20 protein-coding genes are annotated in these 18,468 nt (G+C 65.5%); 8 read left to right on the top strand and 12 right to left on the bottom strand.

What is annotated here, in order from left to right; all coding sequences use genetic code 11:
• Positions 1–142: 142 nt before the first annotated feature.
• Both BR24_RS12775 and BR24_RS12770 read right to left on the bottom strand, forming a co-directional pair.
• A complete protein-coding gene (locus BR24_RS12775) occupies positions 143–529 on the bottom strand; it encodes a hypothetical protein (RefSeq protein WP_496541868.1) in 387 nt (128 codons plus the stop codon).
• 15 nt (positions 530–544) lie between these two features.
• A complete protein-coding gene (locus BR24_RS12770) occupies positions 545–1,261 on the bottom strand; it encodes a S24 family peptidase (protein WP_496541867.1) in 717 nt (238 codons plus the stop codon).
• A 137-nt stretch (positions 1,262–1,398) separates the two neighbouring features.
• Between BR24_RS12770 and BR24_RS12765 the strand changes: the two genes are divergently transcribed.
• Both BR24_RS12765 and BR24_RS12760 read left to right on the top strand, forming a co-directional pair.
• Positions 1,399–1,821 (top strand): DUF5675 family protein, encoded by a 423-nt coding sequence (locus BR24_RS12765; protein WP_496541866.1) that lies wholly within the window; start codon positions 1,399–1,401, stop codon positions 1,819–1,821.
• Positions 1,818–2,045 carry a DNA-binding protein gene (locus BR24_RS12760; protein ID WP_496541865.1) on the top strand — a complete coding sequence of 76 codons (228 nt, stop codon included), beginning with the start codon at positions 1,818–1,820 and terminating at the stop codon, positions 2,043–2,045. Before BR24_RS12765 ends, BR24_RS12760 begins: the two co-directional genes overlap by 4 nt.
• Here the strand turns inward: BR24_RS12760 and BR24_RS12755 are convergent.
• From BR24_RS12755 to BR24_RS12745, 3 genes are all read right to left on the bottom strand, one after another.
• A complete protein-coding gene (locus BR24_RS12755) occupies positions 2,024–2,749 on the bottom strand; it encodes a hypothetical protein (RefSeq protein ID WP_496541864.1) in 726 nt (241 codons plus the stop codon). The two genes, BR24_RS12760 and BR24_RS12755, sit on opposite strands and share 22 nt — an antisense overlap.
• 128 nt (positions 2,750–2,877) lie before the next feature.
• Positions 2,878–3,174, bottom strand: coding sequence for a hypothetical protein (locus BR24_RS12750; protein WP_496541863.1), 297 nt, complete (start codon positions 3,172–3,174; stop codon positions 2,878–2,880).
• Complete coding sequence (locus BR24_RS12745; protein WP_496541862.1) at positions 3,171–4,523, bottom strand: NlpC/P60 family N-terminal domain-containing protein; 1,353 nt, start codon at positions 4,521–4,523, stop codon at positions 3,171–3,173. Before BR24_RS12745 ends, BR24_RS12750 begins: the two co-directional genes overlap by 4 nt.
• A gap of 37 nt (positions 4,524–4,560) precedes the next feature.
• Between BR24_RS12745 and BR24_RS12740 the strand changes: the two genes are divergently transcribed.
• Both BR24_RS12740 and BR24_RS12735 read left to right on the top strand, forming a co-directional pair.
• Positions 4,561–4,986 (top strand): DnaJ family domain-containing protein, encoded by a 426-nt coding sequence (locus BR24_RS12740; RefSeq protein ID WP_496541861.1) that lies wholly within the window; start codon positions 4,561–4,563, stop codon positions 4,984–4,986.
• Between the two features lie 127 nt (positions 4,987–5,113).
• On the top strand, positions 5,114–6,469 hold the full coding sequence (locus tag BR24_RS12735) for a protein kinase domain-containing protein (RefSeq protein WP_496541860.1): 1,356 nt from the start codon (positions 5,114–5,116) through the stop codon (positions 6,467–6,469).
• Here BR24_RS12735 and BR24_RS12730 read toward each other — a convergent pair.
• Positions 6,466–8,022 (bottom strand): DUF3369 domain-containing protein, encoded by a 1,557-nt coding sequence (locus BR24_RS12730; RefSeq protein ID WP_496541859.1) that lies wholly within the window; start codon positions 8,020–8,022, stop codon positions 6,466–6,468. The genes BR24_RS12735 and BR24_RS12730 overlap by 4 nt on opposite strands.
• 157 nt (positions 8,023–8,179) lie before the next feature.
• Here BR24_RS12730 and BR24_RS12725 point away from each other — a divergent pair, with 157 nt between their 5' ends.
• Positions 8,180–10,855: a cobyric acid synthase gene (locus BR24_RS12725; RefSeq protein WP_496541858.1), complete on the top strand. Its 2,676-nt coding sequence runs from the start codon at positions 8,180–8,182 to the stop codon at positions 10,853–10,855.
• Between the two features lie 4 nt (positions 10,856–10,859).
• On the opposite strand, the gene BR24_RS12720 is transcribed toward BR24_RS12725, so the two are convergent.
• Genes BR24_RS12720 through BR24_RS12700 form a run of 5 tightly spaced genes read right to left on the bottom strand, consistent with a single transcriptional unit; the run spans position 10,860 to position 15,248 of the window.
• A complete protein-coding gene (locus tag BR24_RS12720; protein ID WP_496541857.1) occupies positions 10,860–11,915 on the bottom strand; it encodes a glycosyltransferase family 9 protein in 1,056 nt (351 codons plus the stop codon).
• A 48-nt stretch (positions 11,916–11,963) separates the two neighbouring features.
• The gene (locus BR24_RS12715; RefSeq protein ID WP_496541856.1) at positions 11,964–12,722 is read right to left on the bottom strand and encodes an aminotransferase class IV; all 759 of its coding nucleotides are present in this window, start codon (positions 12,720–12,722) and stop codon (positions 11,964–11,966) included.
• Entirely contained in the window at positions 12,719–13,993 is a 1,275-nt protein-coding gene (locus BR24_RS12710; RefSeq protein ID WP_496541855.1) for an anthranilate synthase component I family protein, read from the bottom strand. The genes BR24_RS12715 and BR24_RS12710 overlap by 4 nt, the downstream gene beginning before the upstream one ends.
• Positions 13,965–14,498 (bottom strand): aminodeoxychorismate/anthranilate synthase component II, encoded by a 534-nt coding sequence (locus tag BR24_RS12705; RefSeq protein WP_496541854.1) that lies wholly within the window; start codon positions 14,496–14,498, stop codon positions 13,965–13,967. The genes BR24_RS12710 and BR24_RS12705 overlap by 29 nt, the downstream gene beginning before the upstream one ends.
• Before the next feature lie 42 nt (positions 14,499–14,540).
• Positions 14,541–15,248 (bottom strand): Hpt domain-containing response regulator, encoded by a 708-nt coding sequence (locus BR24_RS12700; RefSeq protein WP_496541853.1) that lies wholly within the window; start codon positions 15,246–15,248, stop codon positions 14,541–14,543.
• Positions 15,249–15,412: 164 nt separating this feature from the next.
• Between BR24_RS12700 and BR24_RS12695 the strand changes: the two genes are divergently transcribed.
• Together BR24_RS12695 and BR24_RS12690 are read left to right on the top strand one after the other, a co-directional pair.
• The gene (locus BR24_RS12695; protein ID WP_496541852.1) at positions 15,413–16,249 is read left to right on the top strand and encodes a substrate-binding periplasmic protein; all 837 of its coding nucleotides are present in this window, start codon (positions 15,413–15,415) and stop codon (positions 16,247–16,249) included.
• Entirely contained in the window at positions 16,250–16,402 is a 153-nt protein-coding gene (locus BR24_RS12690) for a transport-associated protein (protein WP_496541851.1), read from the top strand.
• 50 nt (positions 16,403–16,452) lie between these two features.
• Here BR24_RS12690 and BR24_RS12685 read toward each other — a convergent pair whose 3' ends face one another.
• Positions 16,453–17,397, bottom strand: coding sequence for a phosphotransferase (locus BR24_RS12685; RefSeq protein WP_496541850.1), 945 nt, complete (start codon positions 17,395–17,397; stop codon positions 16,453–16,455).
• Positions 17,398–17,512: 115 nt separating this feature from the next.
• On the opposite strand from BR24_RS12685, the gene era reads away from it, so the two are divergent.
• Positions 17,513–18,430, top strand: coding sequence for a GTPase Era (gene era / locus BR24_RS12680; RefSeq protein WP_496541849.1), 918 nt, complete (start codon positions 17,513–17,515; stop codon positions 18,428–18,430).
• Positions 18,431–18,468: the final 38 nt, after the last annotated feature.

Raw genomic sequence — 18,468 nt, 5'->3', positions numbered from 1 at the left:
TGTTGCGAACGAAACGCAGCGCTGGGCAACTCGCCGTAGTTGTTTAAAAAGAGACTCGGCGCGCCGAAAAAGGGTGTGGAAAACCCCTTCGCGGCGGCCGAGGTCGGTATCGGCAAAGACGATATCGCCGATTCGTATCGAATCAGGACTGAACAACGTAGAGCGGAAGCTCGGCGAGGGTGGTCCAGCTGCCGTTTTCCAGCATGCAGACGCCGATGCCGTGCCGTCCCGCCTTTTTGACTTCGAGGCCGGGGAGCTGGAAGGTCATCTTGTGCAGCACTGTCTGGCCGGGCTGAACCTCCTGCGTGCCGAGAATGGTGGTCTCCCCGTCCGGGTCGGTCATCTGCAGGGAAACGGAGAACTGCTCCGCTCCTTCGGGCTCCCAGAGCGTGCCGATGTGGAATCCGGGCAGCACCGCGGGCAGCTCCTTCGGGGCGGCGTGCTCGATGCTGCGGATGAAGGTGGTGTCGTTGCTCTGCCTGTCGATGATGATGTCATGACAGGGTACGGCATAGATGAGTCTGGGCATGAGGTGTCTCCTTGTCTACTTGCGGGTCATGTCGGCCATGGCGGTTATGATGCCGCCGCCGATCGCCCGGGTTATGTCGCCTTCGTATTCGCTTTCCAGCATATGGGTCTCCGGCGGAAACTCCCGGGAGTTTTCCGAGTAGAACACAAGCTGAAGGCCTTGTCCCGTATTTCTCGCGTTGACGCGACGCACCGAGGCCGCGCCGTCCGGGGAGTTCACCAGCATGATCCTGCCGGTGGGGTTCGGGTCCCGGTCGTTGCGGTCCACGAGGACCACGTCGCCGGGACTCAGCAGCGGCGCGAGGGAGTGGTCGCCCTGCGGGATGCGCAGCGCGGCGAGGTTGCTGCGGAAGCGGATGGATTCGTGATGCCGCCAGGCCAGAATCCAGCCCTCGACGGCATCTTCGGGGATCAGGCCCGGCCGGGCCGCGAGCTCTGGTCTGGTGATGGGCACCGCAATGTAGTCCCCGGAGGAGAGGCCCGTCTCCTCCCCCGAGAGCCGAACCTCCATGGGCTCGTCTCTGGGTTCGTCCGGGAAGACGATGCGTGCCCCGAGTTTGTCGAGTATCTTGCCTATGGAGTCCGCCGTCAGCCCGCGCTCCCGCTTAAGGAACCGGTTAAGCTGTGAAGGATCGATCTCGAGATCGTCCGCCATCCGCTTGTTGTTGGCGAACCGCTTGCCCCTGCCTACCCTGCTGGTGAGCGCCTGACGGATCTGGTCCGTGAAACCCATACCTCACTCCTTGTCGGGGTTTCCAAATATTTTCCATGCACTATACACACATTTTGGCAGTTGTCTAAAGCCTTTTGGCAAAATTGGCTTGACAGATTATAGCCGAATGACTAATTAATCGCCGCAGGAGGTACAATATGAAATCGCTTGTACGCATAGTGAGAATCGAGAGCTCGGCAGACGGAACGTTCGGCGTGTTGAGCGTGGCGGGCAGGGCCTTCTGCGTCTGCCTCGAACCGCCGGCCGCGGGCAACAGGCCCTTCATATCCTGCATCCCCGCCGGGACCTACAAATGCGGCAGGGTGCTCTCCCCGCGGCACGGAAGAACCTTCGAGGTGCAGCGGGTCCCGGGCCGGGAAGACATCCTGTTTCACCGGGGCAACGTGGCTGAACACACTGCCGGATGCATCCTGCTGGGCCGCCGCTTTGGTGCGCTGGGCAGCGTGCGGGGCGTGCTGGCGTCCGATGACGCCATGGACGAGTTTCTGGCCATGATGGAAGGCACGGATGAATTCCGGCTGCAGGTAGAGGACGTCAACGAGCTTTCGGAGGCGGCATGAATCCCATCTGTTTGCGGGGCGCCAAGGAGATCTGCAAGGCCGTCGGCGAGAACCCCAAGGAAATGGCGTACCTGGTGCGCGAGGTCGGTCTTCCCGCGTGGAAGCGGGCCGGGCGCGGCGTCTGGAAGGCGCTCCCGGAGGACCTTCTGGAGTGGGCGCAGTACCAGCGCGACCAGAGCCTCGGCGGACGGGGCGACAGTGGCTACCGGGACACTGGCTGCTGATTCAGCGCATGGCGAATCTGCCAGCCCCCGTTGATGCCGGAGCTGCGTTCCGGCAGGAGCAGTCGCAGGAGGCGTCCGGAGTCGTCGCGGTCAAGCTCGCGGAACCGGAGCTCCACGCGCTGCAGACGGGTCAGGTTCGAGGCCGCGATGACCGGGGCGACATGCTTTTCGGCGAGGGTCGCAGCGGCAGATGTTGACCGGACGGGGGTCGACGCCTGCAGAGCCTTCGCGGAGTCGGTAAGGGGAAAGTCCGGGCGGGACGTTTTTCTCTCAGTGCGGGCAGGGTCGGACCGGGACACCGTGGCGCGGCCTGCCGACGAGATCGCCGGACCGACGGCGTCGGCGGCGGACACAGACGCTTTCTCAAATGGCTCGGGCTCTGCGGCGGCGCGAACCGTGTCCGAAGCCGGGAGCACCGGAGGCGAAATCTTTTTAGGCGTTACCCGGCGGACCTTCTGCGAATCCGCAGCCTGCCGGTCCGGCGAGAGAAACGCCAGCTTCTCGCCCATGACTGCCACCGGGGTTTTCCCGTTCACGCCGTATTGATACGTATACTCTCCAACGGAATAGGCCATGCCCGCGTACTGTACCGGACCGCCGAGCAGCAGGCCGCCCGCGCCGAGCGCCATGTTGACGGCCAGACAGCCCGACAGGGACGTGGCGGCCGCGAGCAGGAAAAGCGATACCCATGTGCGTATTCTCATGCAGTTGAGCTAGCATCGCGCGTACCAGATGTCGGAAACGTGCGGCAGCGCAAAGGCTTGCGGACGGTGGCGGGGCGGTGGAGCGTGCTGCGCGGCCCGCGGGCGGCGGAATCCCGACGCTCCGGCGCTCAGGGCGCTCCGGCTCCGCAGAGCTCGCGGCACAGGTGCCCGTCGAACGGGTCGAGAAAGGACCGGCTCACTGTCCGGTCGCCTTCGAGTCGGCAAACCGTTTCCCCTTCCAGCGAACAGATCCAACGCGCCTGACGGATGCCGTCTTCGATGCAGTCCACGGTCCGCACCGCGTAGTCGACTTCATGCACCGCGCAGGAGGTCCCTTTGCCAAGGGGAATGACCTCGTCGGCGAGCGCGGGAAGCGGGGCGAGCAGGCAGGCGGTGAAGAGCATGAATCCGGCGGTGCGCATCATGGACGAATCTCCCTTGGAGCCAGAAAGGTTATGCCGCGTACCGATTCGATGAGCGGTCTGGGGACGTCGCGCCGCTCTGCCCCGGGCGAGAGGGTGGTGATTACGGCCCTGCCGATGACGAGCCGTCCTTCCCTGCCGAAGCGGTTGGTCTTCACGCCCCATGTGGCGTGCAGCACGGCGGGTTCGCCCTCGAAGTTGCCGATGTAGAGCATGATATGACCGGGGCTGCGCACCAGCGTCAGGAACGGCACGGCGGCATTGGCGATGAACGCCTTCTTGCGGCCCGGGGTCATGTGTTCCAGCGGGGAGAAGTCGCCGTGCGAGGCCTGACTGCCGGAGTTGCGCGGCAGAAATATGCCGAAAGGCGTCATGAAGTCCATGGTCAGCGCGGAGCAGTCGCGGTTTTCGTACAGGCCGCCCCATCCGTACGGACGCCCGGCCATGGCGTTGCCTATCATGGCGAAATTTTCCGGCGTGGTGGAGAGAGGCTGGGGCACGGCGCTCCCTTCGGGCAGCGGGGCGGGCACTGCCGAGGCGAATCCGCCGGGCATCCGGATGGGCACAAGAGCCATGAGCTCCTCGTCGTCGGCAAAGCGTTCAAGCGGCAGCACCGTGCCGACTCCGGCGGTGAAACGATAGATGCCCGAAGCGTCGCGCACCGAAACCCTGTCGCGAACAAAGGCGGCCATGGCCTGCGTCCTGAACCGCCGCATGAAGTCACGGCCCGCGAACGCAATATCATTTGTCGGCACCCAGCCGAAGGCGAAGCGACATTCCACCAGCAGAAACCGGCCGTCCGCGCTCTCGTGCACCGCCTGTACGGGCGTCCCCGCCGGGACCATCGAGTTTTGGTTGTAGTCGAAGGGGAAGCCCTCGCCCGCAAGGTCGAAGTCCTTGAACACCGGCTCCCGCGTGGGCAGCGCACGCATGGAGGTTGCGCGAAGCGTCACCGCGGGGCGCGCCATGGAGGGATACTGCGCCGGTTGCGAAAGCCGCTTCATCCGCTTGAACCACGCGGCGTCGCGCGCGAGGGTGTTTTCGCCGTACACCCTGCCCGGGCGGAAGCTGTCCAGCGCCCAGAAGGCCCATTCCTCAGGCGTTGCGGCCTCGTCGCGCTCCCACGGCTCGAAGTGCCTGCGCAGAAAGTCGGCATACAGCGTCGCCTGTTGCGGCGGGGAGAGCAGTTCCCTGTCGGCCGGGAGAGCGTGGTACGCGCCCGCGTCCTGCGGCATCACCGCCAGATCGCGGACCGGTTCTCCGGTTTTCGGAGCGCAGGCGGCCAGACCGCAAAGTGCGAGAAGAAGCGCGAGAAGCGCGGCCGGCAAGGCGGGCAGGCGAAGGTTCATCATTCTGGCATGTGAACGGTTCCGGGCCGCTCTGTCAAGCGTGACGAGAGCGGGAGAGCGGCTTGACAGGGTGAGCGAGCCGGAGCAGGGTCGACACATGTTCCTGTCGGAGATCATCGCGGAAGACCGCATCAAGAGGGCCATCAGGGAGGGCAAGTTCGACAACCTCGAAGGTGCGGGCAGGCCCCTGCCCAAGGACGAGGCCGCGGACATGCCGCCCGACGTGCGCCTTGCCTACCGGATGCTCAAGACCAGCGGCTACATCGACGACGAGCGCGCCCTGCGCAAGGAGATCAACAGGGTGCACGACCTGCTGGAACATCTTGAGGACGAGTCCGAACGGTATCGCCAGATGCAGAAGCTGGAGGTGCTGACCATGCGCATGGAGCGCATCGGCGGCCGCCCCGTGCGGCTGGACGAGGGCTATTATCCGCAGGTGGTGGGTCGCGTCAGCGTCAAGGACTGAACGGACGCACCGCCCCGCAAGATCCGCAGGTCCGCCGGCATGACGCCGCGGGCCTTTTTTCGTGTCGGCGGGAAGGGAACCCAAAAGCGGCTCTGGACGATGGCGGCTCGATTTCGTACTTTCCGGTATGCATGTAGGAAAATACGAAATACGCGGTCTGCTCGGCAGGGGCGGCATGGGCGCGGTCTACAAGGCCGCCATGCCGGTGACGGGGCGGATGGTGGCGCTCAAGGTCTGCCGTCCCACGGAGATTCTCGAAGACATCATGGGCATGGACAACATTCGGCGCGCGTTCCTGCGCGAGGCGGTGACCATGGCCCGCATCCGGCATCCCAACGTCACGGGCATCTTCGACGTTTCCGAGGGCGACGAGACGGTCCCGCCGCATTTTGCCATGGAGTACTACTGCAACAACCTCGGCCTGCTCATGGGCGAGACCTACGAGGTGGAGGCTCCGTCGCGCAGGCTGGGCGTGGAGGCCTCGCTCTCCATCGCGCGGCAGATGCTCATGGGGCTGGACCGCCTGCACTATGCGGGGATCGTGCACCGCGACGTGAAGCCGTTCAACGTCATGCTCGCCGAAGGTCCCGAGGGTCGCGATGAAGTGCGGCTTATCGACTTCGGCCTGAGCAAGCTGCGCGGCGAAGCGCTCACGCGCCACAAGGGCATGGTGGTTGGCTCGCCCTACTACACCGCGCCCGAGCAGGAGGACGATCCGGAACAGGCCGACGCCCGCGCCGACCTGTTCTCCGTGGGTGTGACGCTTTTCCGTATGCTCACCGGGCTGCTGCCCAACGAGGGCGACCGCACTACGCGGATCAGCCACAGTCATCCCGATCTGGATCAGGGGTGGGACGAATTTTTCGCGTCCGCGCTGGCGCATGACCGCACCAAGCGCTTTGCCGACGCCGAGGCCATGCTCGCCGCGCTGGACGAGCTGGCCGCAGCGTGGGCAGAGCGCCGCGACGAGGTCTGCTCCTATTTCGACCCGGATCAGGTTCCTCGGCATCACGCAGGAGAAAAACCGCGTAGCGAGCCGCGCAAGGTGCGTCCTGCCGAAGCGCGCGAGACATTCGGGCTCGACGAGCTTTGGCGTCCGGCGACCTACGGGTACGGCCGCTTTGCGGATAAGGGCGACGTGGTGGAGGACACCGGTTCCGGACTGCTCTGGGAGAAGGCGGGCACGCGGTATCCCGTGGAGTACGAGGACGCGACGGCCCATGTGGAATGGCTGAATCAGGAAGCGTTCGCCGGGCGCACGGACTGGCGGCTGCCCACGGTGGACGAGTTGACCACGGTTTTCACCGGCAGCACCGAGCCGGGGGCGTTCTGTCTGGAAACCGTGTTTGATCCGGGCCGCTCCAGACTGTGGAGCGCGGACGGGAAATCGTTCACCGCCTCATGGTATGCGGACGCGCGGATGGGATTCGTGGGACACGCCGACCGCACCTGCTTTCTGCACGCGCGGGCCGTTGCAGGCTAGTCGGGCATTCGCTGTTGGATGTCGATGAATATGTGCATGTTCTCCAGCAGCAGGTCCGTGAGTTTCGGATCGAAATGTTTGCCGCGCTGGTCGCGGAAGTAGGCTTCCACGCGCTCCACCGGCCACGGCTCCTTGTAGACGCGCTTGCAGATCAGGGCGTCGAAGACGTCGGCGATGGCCGTGATGCGCCCGCTCAGGGGAATGTCTTCCCCGGCCAGTCCCTGCGGGTACCCCAGACCGTCCCAGCGTTCGTGGTGGGTCAGGGCGATTTCCGCAGCCTTCCTCGTCAGCGTGCGATCCGAGCCTGAAAGAATCTGGTGCCCGATGGTGGTGTGGGACTTGATTATCTCGAACTCGTCCGGGGTGAGCCGCGCGGGCTTGAGCAGGATGGCGTCGGGGATGCCTATCTTGCCGAGGTCGTGCATGGGCGAGGCCTGCCGCATGAGGTCGGTCCGCTCTTCGTCCACCCCGATCATTCCGGCCAGCTCGGCGGTGTAGGCCGCCACGCGGCGAACGTGGTTGGCTGTCTCCTTGGAGCGGGTCTCCACCACGTCGCCGAGGATGAACATCAGCTCCCGCTGCGTCTCGGCGATCTCGTTGTTCAGGTCCAGATTGTCGAAGGCCACCGCGATGTTGGCGGCGAAGAGGCGGATGAGGTTGCGGTCCATCTCTCCGAACGGGTGGTCACCGCACAGATAAATGACGTTTTCCGAGCCGCGGGAGGTGCGGAAGTAGCCCGCGTATTCGGTGTCGTGAAAGACGGTCTCGCGCCGGTGCAGGGCTTCCCGTACGGCGGTGGATGCCTTGGGGTCGCTCAGGGTCTCTATCTCCTGCCCCTCCAGCCCCTCGTACTGGCCGGTGGAGGCGATGACCCGCAGGCGCGGTCCGGCCTTGGAAACCGCCAGCGCCGAGGCCCTGAGCATGACAGAGTCCCCGCTCTGGCGCAGGGCGGCCACCAGCTGGGAGAGCACGCCGCTGGCGAAGCGGCTCAGGGAGCGTTGCCGGAACAGGTCCGCCGAGGCGCGGATGACCACCTCCAGCCCGCGCCGGTTGCGCTCGATGGCGGTGATGTCGGCGTAGGAGCGAAGCGCCGTGGTCACCGCGGTGAAGAGCTTCTGCGTGGTGAGCTCGGCCTTTTCCTTGTAGTCGTTGATGTCGAAGCGGTTGATGACCTCGGTCTCGGGCGCGTGACCGGGCTGGCCGGTGCGCAGGATGATGCGCACGAAGTGGTTGCCGAGGTCCTCGCGTATCCAGCGGGCCACGCCGAGGCCGGAGTCGTTCTCCTCCATGACCACGTCGAGCAGGATCAGGGCGATGTCGTCGCGGGAGGTGAGAATCCGCTTGGCCTCTTCGCCGGAATGGGCGGAGATCAGCTCCAGCGTGCGCCCCTGAAAGTGGTATTCCTTGAGCACCAGCGAGGTGACCTGATGGACGAACTCGTCGTCGTCCACCACGAGCACCGGCCACGGACGGCTGTCCTCGACCGTCTCCTGCCTCGGGTCGTCCTCCTCGGCGAATATGAGCTCGTCGGAATCTGTTCCTCTATCGTTCATCGTCGACCTCTTTCCTAACCCCCTACCAGAAAACAGGGGATTCGTAATTATACTTTTGGACGCTCCGGGCGGGACTATTGAGGCTTGTCCAAGCCGTTCATTCATCGTACAACGCACAAAGTCACAACATTGTCTAGATGCATCCGTCGGGGGCGTTTTGAAGCAGACCACACTCTCCGGCCTGCCGGAGCTACTTGAAGATCAGCATGAGTCGCATGGGGGCAACCTCCAGAAGCTGGCCGAGACCGCGGGGTGCGACCCCTCGGAGATTCTCGATTTTTCCGCCAGCCTGAACCCTGTGGGACCGCCGCCGTGGCTGGGGTACGAAGTGGGCCGCGCCCTGCGCGAGGTCCCGTCCTATCCCGACCCGGACTGCACGGATCTGGTGATGGCCGCCTGCGAGCTTTACAAGGTCTGGCCCACGCAGGTGCTGGCGGGCAACGGCGCCTCGGAGCTGATTCAGGCCGTGGCCTGCATCGGCGGGGTGCGAAAAGCCGTGATCCCGTCCCCGGCCTATGTTGATTACCGCCGCGTCTCCCGGCTGGCGCGGCTGCCCGTCACCGAGGTGGCCATGTCCCCTGATGACGGCTTCCGGCTGGATTTCTCCAAGCTGGCCTCGCACATGACCGAGCCCGCGCTGGTGTTCCTGTGCCGTCCCAACAACCCCACGGGGCTGGACTTCAGCGCCGACGACCTGCGCGAAGTGGCCGAGATGTTTCCGCACTGCCGCTTCGTGGTGGACGAGTCCTTTGCCGAGTTCATGCCCGGCGAGCCGGACCGGCTGATCAAGGACCGGCCCGACAACGTGACCACCATCCTGTCCCTGACCAAATTTTACGCCATCCCGGGGCTGCGTCTCGGGCTGGCCTTTGGGCATCCCGAGACCATCCTGCGCATGCGCCGGCTCCTGCCGCCGTGGTCCGTGAACACGCTGGCCCAACGGGTGGGCGCGCGCTGCCTGCGCGACGCGGACTACGCCGAGCGCACCCGCCGGGAGACCCGCATCCTGCGCGAGAATCTGGTGGCCGGTCTGCGCGAGGTGCCGGGGTTGACCGTCTATCCGTCCGAGGCCAACTTCCTGCTGTGCAAGCTGGAGCGCATCGGCGGGGACGCGAAACCGCTTCAGGAAAAGCTGTTGCAGGACCGCGTGGCCATTCGGCTCTGCGGCAATTTCCACGGCCTCGACGACCGCTGGTTCCGGGTCGCCGTGCGCACCGAAGAGGAGAACGAACGGCTCATTCGGGCCATGAAGCGTGCCTGCGGCGTGGAGCGACCGCCCGTGGTCAAGCGCAAGAAGCGCACCCCGGCCATCATGCTGCAGGGCACCGGCTCCAACGCCGGAAAGAGCGTGCTCGCCGCTGCCCTGTGCCGCATATTTCTTCAGGACGGGTACCGCGTCTCGCCCTTCAAGGCGCAGAACATGTCGCTCAACTCCTTCGTGACCGACGAAGGGTGCGAGATGGGCCGTGCGCAGGTGACGCAGGCGGCCGCCGCGCGGCTGCGCCCCGACGTGCGCATGAATCCGGTGCTGCTCAAGCCCGGCTCGGACACGGGCTCGCAGGTCATCGTCATGGGACGCCCCGTAGGCAACATGAACGTGCGCGAGTACGTGCGCTACAAGCCGAGGGCGTGGGACGCGGTCAAGGCCGCCTATGATTCGCTCGCCAACGAGTCGGACATCATGGTGCTGGAGGGCGCGGGCAGCCCCGCCGAGATCAACCTGAAGCACCACGACATCGTGAACATGAACATGGCCCGCTATGCGGACGCCAGCGTGCTGCTCACCGGCGACATCGACCGCGGCGGGGTGTTCGCCTCGCTGGTGGGAACCATGAACCTGCTGGACCCGTGGGAGCGGGAGCTGGTTTCGGGCTACGTCATCAACCGCTTCCGGGGCGACCCGACCCTGCTGGAACCGGCGCTCGGCTTCACCTTCGAGCATACCGGCAAGCCGGTGCTGGGCACGGTGCCCTACATTCACGGGCTCGGCCTGCCCGAAGAGGACTCGGTCTCCTTCAAGGACGGCTTCCGTCCGTCGGAGGAGCACCGGTTTCCGGACGACCAGTGCGTGGACATCGCGGTGGTGGACCTGCCGCGCATTTCGAACTTCAACGACATCGACCCCCTCTACGCCGAGCCGGACGTGCGGATTCGCGTGGTCTCGAGCGCGCTGGAGCTGGGGGAGCCGGATGCGGTGATCATCCCGGGCAGCAAGTCAACGGTTCCGGACATGAAGGCGCTGCGCGGCGCGGGCATGGGCGCGGCGATACGCTCACTCGCGGCCGCAGGAAAGACGCGGATCGTGGGCATCTGCGGCGGATTCCAGATGCTCGGCCTGCAGATCGACGACCCCTACGGGCTGGAGTCCGAGGCCATCCGGCAGGAGGCGTTCGGCCTGCTTCCGGTCCGCACGGAGCTTGCGCGGGACAAGACGCTCCGGCGCACCCATGGCGTCCACTGCCGCAGCGGCGAGCGCGTCTTCGGTTACGAGATTCATCACGGCACCACGGTGCCGCTCTCGCAGGAGCTGCGCGTGGCGGTGAAGGATGCGGACGGCAGGCCGCTGGGCTTTGGCTCGGATGACGGTCTGGTCTGGGGTACTTATCTGCACGGGCTGTTCGACTCGGACGAGTTCCGCCGCTGGTTCATCGACAGGCTGCGTATCGCCAAGGGGCTTCTGCCGCTGGAGCATCCGCAGACCACCTTCGACCTTGAGGCCGCGCTCGATCATCTGGCCAGCGTGGTGCGCGAATCACTGGACATGGGCAAGCTCTACGACGCCCTCGGATTCGGCGCGCACTGCAAGCAGGGCAGTCTCTTCCACAAACTCTAGAGGATCAGTCCACGGTCTGGAATCCGAGCATGGGCGCAAGCGCGCGCCATGCCGCCTCCGGCGTGACCTGCTTCATGCAGTCGTGGTGGCCTTCGGGGCAGGTCTTGTGGCCGTGCAGGCCGCAGGGGCGGCAGTCGAGGTCGGCCTCCAGCACCACGGAGTGCTCCCCGCGCGGAAAGAATCCCAGCTCTCTCACGGTGGGGCCGAACACGGCTACGGTGGGGGTCTTCTGCATCCAGGCCAGATGCATGGGGCCGGAGTCGTTGGTGAGGTAGGCGTCGAGCCGGTCGATGATCGCGGCCAGCTCGGGCAGCTTGAGCTTGCCGCCCATGTCGGTGATGCGCAGGGAGTGCACTCCGCGACCGGCGTATTCGCGGACCTTGGCGGCGGACTCCTCCTCGCCCGGTCCGGCGAAGATCAGCACGGCGCACCCGGCGGATGCCGCGGCGCGGGCGATGGTGGCGTAATACTCGATGGGCCAGCACTTGGTGGGCCATGTGGAGCCGGGGTGGATGCCGAGCAGCGGCGCGTCGGCGGGCTGCATTGCCAGCACGGCGTCGGCCACGCCCCGGGCCAGCTCGGGCAGCACCATCTGCGCGTCCGGTGCGGGCGGTTCGATGCCCAGCGGCTTGAGCAGCTGGTGCAGGCGCTCGATCTCCTCCAGTTCGTCGAAGCGGCGGTCCACGGTCTTGTGGTAGGCCAGTCGGTTGAACCACGGCGATTTGTAGCCGATGCGGCGCTTGATGCCCGTGGCGCGGGCAACCACCGCGCTGCGGAAGCTGGTGTGCGTGGATATCCAGAGGTCCAGCCCCATGGCCTTGATGTTCTTGCCGTAGCGCCGGGCGTCGGACAGGGTCTTGTGTTCGCCGCGCTTGTCGAACTCGTGCACACCCGCCAGTTCCGGCTGGGCCGAGAACAGCTCGCCGAAGCCCTTGCGCACGAAGAAGTGTATCTCCGCGTCGGGATACTGCTGCTTCAGGGCCGTGATAAGGGGCAGGGTCAATACCGCGTCGCCGAGGAAGGCGGTCTGCCAGACACCGATTTTCTGAATATCGCTCATAACGTCAAGGGTGTACCCTGCATCGCCCGATACGGCAAGGCGGGCCGGTTATATTCCGGTGACCAGCGGCGAAAGGTTTTCGCAGGTCTCGAAGTCCGGATCGAACCGCTTCTCTCCGAGCTGCGAGACGGGCATCACTCCGCCGAGCGAGTTGAGGGTGTAGCAGGCGTCGAAGTCCCGCAGGTCCGTGCTGACGAATTCGGGCCATATCTCGGCCTCCCTGCGGACGGCCTCCAGCGCGGTGGACGGCAGGCGGTTCGGCCCGCCGGGGGTGATCAGGGCGTTGCCGCGGCGGAAGACCAGCGCGGCAAAGCAGGATTCCAGCAGCTCGCCGCCCGGCGTTGCCAGCGCCGCGTCATGAAAGCCCTGCGCCGCCGCGCTCCTGTAGGCGCTCAACAGAAAGAAATAGTTCATGCACTTGTGGTCGGCCAGCGGGTTGAGCACCGGATCGGGGTGGATGCGCAGCCTCAGGGGGCCTTCGGGCCGGTCGAACGGCGCGGCCATGATCACCGGCTCGCTCCGTCCGTGCTCCACGGGGCAGAATACGTTGACCCGCGCCTCACGCCCTTCCAGATCGTTGCGTCTGACCGCCTCCGTTCCGAGCGCCTCCATGTCGGGCAGCTCGCACGCCACCTCGAACACGTCCAGACTGCGCCTGAGCCGCTGCCGGTGCAGGCCGGGGTGCATGATGCGTTCGCCGTTGTAGAGCAGGGTCTCGAAGAAACCGGCCCCGAACCGGAATGCCTCGCCGGTGGGGTCCATGGGGATCGGGCCTTCGTGCCATCGGCCCTTGCGGTAGTGGATCATTGCGGCTCCTCGTCTGGAAACAGGAATTTTTCGGCCTTGGCCATGGTTTCGAGGTATTCGCTTTCCGGATCGGAGTCCACCACGATGCCGCTGCCCGCCCAGGTGTCGAGCACGCCGCTTCGGGTGTCGAAGACCGCCGTGCGGATGGCGATGGACGAGTCCATGTCGCGCGGGCCGTGAATCGCCAGCAGGCTGCCGCAGTAGACGTCCCGGCCGTGCGGCTCCAGCTCGTCGATGATGCGCATGGAGCTCTGCTTGGGACAGCCCGTGATGGAGCCGCCGGGGAAGGCGTTCAGCAGCAGATCCACGCAGTCGCGGTCGCTCCGCAGGGTTCCGGTCACGTCCGAGTGCATCTGCAGCAGCCGGTCCACGTGAAAGACCGCCTTGTGCTGCGGCACGCGCACCGAGCCGTACTCGCAGTCCCCGGAGATGTCGTTGCGGATCAGGTCCACGATCATGGAGAGCTCCGCGTCCTCCTTTGGCGAGGCGGTCAGCCGTCGCACCAGCTCCGGGTCGGGGGCGTCGGCGCGCATGGTGCCCTTGATGGGCTGCGACAGGACATGGCCGTCGTCCACCTTGAGGAAGCGCTCCGGGGATGCAGAGAGCACCCGCAGCGGCCCGGAGGTGAACCAGCCGTAAAACGGCGCCGGGTGCCGGTCGCGCAGATACAGGAAGAGCGCCAGCGGGTCGAGGTCCGGACAGTGGCGCGAGAGCTTGAGGGACAGGTTGAGCTGATAGGTCCAGCCGTCGCGGATGTGTTCCAGCGTCCGGCTCACCCCGTCCATGTACGCCTTGCGACTCAGGGAGGCCCGAACCGGACCGGAAAGCCCGGCGGGACGGGGAAACGTTTGCGGGGTCGCTCTTAGCGCTGCCACTTCAAGTCCACGGATCGCGTCTTCGTCCGGGCCGGATACGCTCATGCGTTGCGTTGCGTGGTCGTGGGTGACGATGACCGCATACCGTTTTAGGTGGCCCGCAGGAAAATCCGTCTCTTTCGCGCTCGTCACCTCACGAAGCCCCAGCCCGTATGTGTAGCTCAGAAAACCCAGCACCGGCCCCGGTTCCGCGAAGGCGAAATCCTTAATCTCCCGCGCGGCGGTGTCCGGCCGCACGAGCAGTTCGGCTGTGGGGTCGATGCCGATCAGCGAACGCGACTCGCCTTTCCAGCCCGGCGGCGAGGCCAGCATGTCCGCTCCGCGCTCCCGCAGCAGGTGCGCGGCGAGGGCGTCGAACGCGGCGGAGTCAAGCGGAAAGGATCGCGTGCAGCGCATGGGCGGCGAGCTCCGTGCCGTGGGTGGTCATGAAGGATTCCGGGTGAAACTGCAGGCCGAGGAGCGGGCGGCTCTCATGGCGCAGGATCATGGGCGTTCCGTCGGACAGTTCGGCCTCCACGCGCAGCTCGTCGGCAACGCGGGAGCAGCGCAGCGAATGGTAGCGGGCCACGGTCCAGTCCCTGCCGCGCCAGTGGATGACGCCGGTCTTGCCGTGCACGCGGTGCGGGTGCCGGGCGGTCTCGCCGCCGAAATGCGCGTTGATGACCTGCATGCCGAGGCAGACGCCCAGCACGGGAACATCCGAATCGAGCAGCGATTCGTAGCCGGGATAGTCGCACGGGGCGCCGGGACCGGGTGAGATGACGGTGAGGTCGGCCTGCGGGATGTGCGGCAGACTGGAATACGGCAGCACTTGCACGGTCGCGCCCGGACGGGCCGCGACGAGCAGATGTTCAAGGTTCCGCGTGAAGGAGTCGTTGTTGTCGATCAGCAGGATGCGCACGGGCCATGCATAGCCGACCCCGGTGCGGGGGTAAAGGCGGGATCAGTGGAAATCGATGGACACGTTGTCCAGGTAGCTGCGGGCCTGCCTCACCACCTGGTGGGTGCCGCTGCAGTCCTGCTCCATGGCCGCGCTGCGGATGCGGTTGCACAGCTCCACGAGCCCTTTCATGCCGAACCCGGATGCGGCCCCGGCGATCTTGTGGGCCACGGACCGGACGCCGCGGAAGTCCTCCTGCGCGAGGTGGCGGTGCATGGAGTCGAGGTCGTCCGCGCACTGGCTCACGAAGCGGTCCATGATGCCGCTGAACACCTCCGGCACCAGCTCGCGCGCCGCCATGGCGGACGAAGGCACCAGATGTTTTTCCAGCGCGTCCTGAAACGTGGTCCTGCGGATGGGCTTGAGGATGTAGTCGTCCGCGCCTGCGTCCATGCAGCGGGTGCGGTACTGCTCGTCTTCGTGTGCGGAGAGGGCGAGGACAGGGGTGCGCGCGAGGTTTTTCTCGCGCTCCTCCCGGCGGATGCGGCGAATGGCCTCCAGTCCGTCCATGACGGGCATCTCCAGATCCATGAAGATGGCCTGAAAGAAGCCGTGCCGGAACAGCTCAAGCGCCTTGCGACCGTCCGGCGCGGTCACCAGCTCTATGCCGGTGTCCGAAAGGTACAGATGCGCAAGGTCGTGATTGGCCGGGTTGTCCTCGGCCAGCAGGATGCGCGTCATGCAGCCGCTCTGGTGCCTTTTGTCGTTCAACCCTGTTTCCCCCCTGAAGAATGGCTTTGCAGCCGGTCTCCTGCCGCGTTCCGAACCGCATGCAGAGTAGCATCAAGGCCCGGTGCTGACAATCTCGGAAAGAGCGCGGGCGTAGGCCGCCGGAGTTCTTGTCAAACACGGGCCCGCTGCGCTATCGATACGGTATGTGCCGCTTTGCCTTCGGATTTCTGCTCTTGCTGGTTCTGACAGCCGCCGCCCCCGCCGAAGCGGAGGAGGTAGGGTGTGATCGACCGTTCAAGGCGTACTCCGGTGACCTTCAGCCGTTCAATTACGTAAATGATGCTGGCGTGTTCGACGGCATGGCCGTGGAGCTGCTCCGCCGCATGAGCAGTCGGGTTGGATGCCCGGTGAAGCCGCGCATGATCCGCTCCATCAGCTGGGCGCGTGCTCTCGACGATGTGGCGAGCGGGCAGGGGGACCTCGTGTTCAGCCTTGTGCGCACGCCTGAGCGCGAGCACCGCTACCGCTGGGTGGGCCCGCTCGGACAGCTGCGGCTGGGGCTTGTCGCCAGAAAGAGCGACTCCCTCCGCATCCGCGCCCGGACCGACCTGTTGAGCCGGCGTATCGGCGTGATACGCGACAGCGCTCCCGCCTCCCTGCTTGAGGACATGTTCGGCATTGATCCGCCGAACATGGTCGAACTGGTGGACAACGAGCAGCAGTTCCGAATGCTTGAAGAGGGGCGAGTGGATATCGTGACCCAGTCCGCCGCATCCGCGCCGCGCATCGCCGAATCCATGGGCCTGACCCCCGGCGACTACGAAATGGTTTACGTGTTGAGCGAATATCCGCTCTACTACGCGTTCAGTCCGGAGACCGACCCGGCGCTGGTCGAACGGATGCAGAAGGCGCTTACAGCGATGAAGATTCCCGGCGAAGACGGTATCAGTGAATACGAGAGGATACGCAAACAGTACATGACCGAAGGGGGGATGGCGCTCGCCGAGGCCCTTCCCGATCAGGTCGAAACGGAGGAATAGATGCTCAGGAAAATAGTTGTCCTGCTGATGGTTGCCGCTCTGGCCATGCCCCTTGTGGCGTGTCATGAGGAAGGCCCCGCGGAAAAGGCCGGAAAGAAGCTCGACGAGGCCGTGGACACCGCCACGGACAAGGCCAAGGAACTTTTCGAATAGTTCGCCGCTTCCGGGCGAGCAGGCCCGCGGACAGTGTTCGCGGGCCTTTTCTATTTCAATTCCAGTATCTTCCTGAACATGGCCCGCAGCGAGTCGAGGTTGTCCGCCAGAAGCCGCATGTAGCGCAGCTCCAGCTGGATCATCTCCGCGTCGTCGCGGCGCAGCCACTCCGACATCCACGCAAAGCGAAGCGCGGTGATCATCCGGGGCAGAGCCTCAAAGGAAGGGGCGGGCAGCCGCCCGCGGTCGCGCAGGGTGCGCAGCAGGGCGGGGACCAGCCCGTTGCCCAGCGCGTCCGGATCCTCGATGCCCGCGCAGCCCATGCAGTTGGCCACGTCGTACAGGCAGGGCCGCAGCCCCGAAAACTCCCAGTCCACAACGGCTGCCACGCCGCGATCCTGCCAGATGACGTTGAGCGGATGGAAATCCCCGTGACAGACCTCGAACGGCAGGTCGTTCCATGTTTCGAGGCTCGGGGCCAGCAGCTCCCGGATTTCTAGCAGCGGCGGGTACAGGCCCGGCTTTCGCGTGCGCAGCGTCTCCAGCAGGTCCCGGATGTAGGCGGGGAAGGGGATGTCCGGCTCCGGGGCGAACGGCTCGAAGTCCTCCACCGCATCGGACAGGTCGGCCAGAAACGTGCCGAGGGCGCGGCCTCGCTCGGGGTGGTCCACGTAGTCCGGCTGCGGCAGCGGATCGCCGGGGACGAAAGGTGAGAGCTGCCAGTGGAAGCCGTCGGCCGCCGCGGTGAATCCGCCTCCGGGCGCCGGGCGGTAGGCGGGGACGGGCAGTCCCTTGGCCGCGAGGTGTGCCAGCAGTCCGCCGATGCGTTCGCGCCGGGCGGGCTGTGCGGGGTGCAGCCGTTCAAGCATCCAGGCGGCGTTTTCGGTGTCCTCGACCGCCACGCGCTTGACGCAGCGTTCCGGACTTCCGGGCAGGGGCAGGTCGTGTCTGGGGCGGGCGCAGTGCAGGCCCCACAGGGCGAGTTTTTCGTGCATCAACGCATTATACCAGCAAAGCGTGGGCGCGAAAAGAGAAAGGCTTGCGGTTGATGCCCGGGCCGCATACGGATATAGGTACGACCCAAACGACGACAACGGCTTCGGAGGAAGCATGAGCGACAGTTACAAATTCGGCATGGTTGCGCTGCTCGGTCCGCCCAACGCGGGCAAGAGCACGCTCATGAACCAGTACCTCGGGCAGAAGGTGGCCATCGTGTCTCCGCGCCCGCAGACCACGCGCAACCGCATCAGCGGCATCCTGACGGACGACGACTCGCAGGTGGTCTTTCTGGATACCCCGGGTATCCACCGCCTGCGCGGCAAAATGAACCGCTTTCTGCTGGACTCGGCATGGTCCGCGCTCTCGTCCTGCGACTGCGTGGTGGTCATGCTGGACGCGGCCCTGTATGCGGCCAAGCCGCATCTCATGGACAAGGAGATCGAGCCGCTGGTCAAGCCGGTGAAAAGCTCCGGCCTGCCTGTGCTGGTGGCCGTGAACAAGGCGGACAAGCTCAAGGACAAGGCGGAAATCCTGCCGGTGATGCAGAAGATCGCCGAGATGTTCCCTGACGCGGAGGTCTATCCGGTCTCCGCCCTCAAGGGCGACGGCGCGCCGGAGCTGCTGGACGGCGTGCTGAAGCATCTGCCCGAAGGCCCGCCCATGTTCCCGGAAGACCAGATATCCACGGTGCCGCTTCGGTTCATGGCATCGGAGGTCGTCCGCGAGAAGGTCTTCTACTCGTTGCATCAGGAGCTGCCCTACGGAACGGCGGTTGAGATCGAGCAGTGGGATGAGGACGCGGAGCGCGGTCTGGTGACCATCCATGCGGCCATTTACACCACCAAGAAGAACCACAAGGGCATGATCATCGGCAAGCAGGGCGCCACGCTCAAGAAGATCGGCACTGCCGCCCGCGAGGAGCTGGAAGAAATGCTCGAGATGAAGGTGCACCTCGAACTCTGGGTCAAGGTCCGCGACAACTGGACCGAAGACACCGGATTCCTGCGCGGTCTGGGTCTGGGCGAGTAACCCCCCCCGCAATCGTGAAAGAAGAAACGCCCGTCGGG

This window comes from Pseudodesulfovibrio halophilus DSM 5663 (genome assembly GCF_059568665.1).
This window is presented reverse-complemented; position numbering and strand designations above follow the sequence as displayed.